The sequence below is a fragment of the Streptomyces sp. DH12 genome (genome assembly GCF_020873895.1).
Lineage (GTDB): Bacteria > Actinomycetota > Actinomycetes > Streptomycetales > Streptomycetaceae > Streptomyces.
In genome coordinates this window covers 1-810 of record NZ_JAHWGT010000204.1, presented here as the reverse complement: position 1 = coordinate 810, position 810 = coordinate 1, and the positions used below count along the sequence as shown (strand labels likewise).

Here is an 810-nt window from a genome sequence, read left to right as displayed (position 1 = left end):
ACATCACCCTGGGCGGCCTGTCCTCGGCGATCTACAACGAGGTCCTGCAGTTCTTCGTCATCCTCGCCGCGCTCATCCCGATCACCGTGCTCGGCCTGAGGAGCGTCGGCGGCTGGGGAGGCCTGACCGACAAGCTCACCGCGTCCCGCGGCGACGACTTCGTGACGGCCTGGGGCGGCACCGGCATCGGCAGCGACAACCCCCTCGGCGCCAACTGGCTGACCATCGTCCTCGGCCTCGGCTTCGTCCTCTCCTTCGGCTACTGGACGACCAACTTCGCCGAGGTGCAGCGCGCGCTGTCCGCGAAGAACCTCTCGGCGGCCCAGCGCACCCCGCTGATCGCCGCGTTCCCGAAGATCTTCATCGTCTTCCTGGTGATGATCCCCGGCCTGGTCGCCGCCGTACTGGTCCCCAAGATCGGCACCGGCGGCTCGGACCTGCAGTACAACGACGCCATCCCGTACCTGATGCAGCAGCTGCTGCCCAACGGTGTGCTGGGCATCGCCGTGACCGGTCTGCTGGCCGCGTTCATGGCGGGCATGGCGGCGAACGTCTCGTCCTTCAACACCGTCTTCACCGCCGACATCTGGGCGAAGTACGTGGTGAAGGGCCGCGAGGACTCCTACTACGTCCGCTTCGGCCGCCTGATCACCGCGATCGGCGTGCTCGCGTCCATCGGCACGGCGTTCCTGGCCAGCTCGTTCTCCAACATCATGGCCTACCTCCAGACGCTGTTCTCCTTCTTCAACGTGCCGATGTTCGTCGTCTTCATCATCGGCATGTTCTGGAAGCGGGCGTCGATGAAGTCCG

1 pseudogene is annotated in these 810 nt (G+C 65.9%); it reads left to right on the top strand.

The window, feature by feature from the left end:
• A pseudogene (locus LPA54_RS33525) lies at window positions 1–810 on the top strand (Na+/galactose cotransporter); the annotation flags it as partial.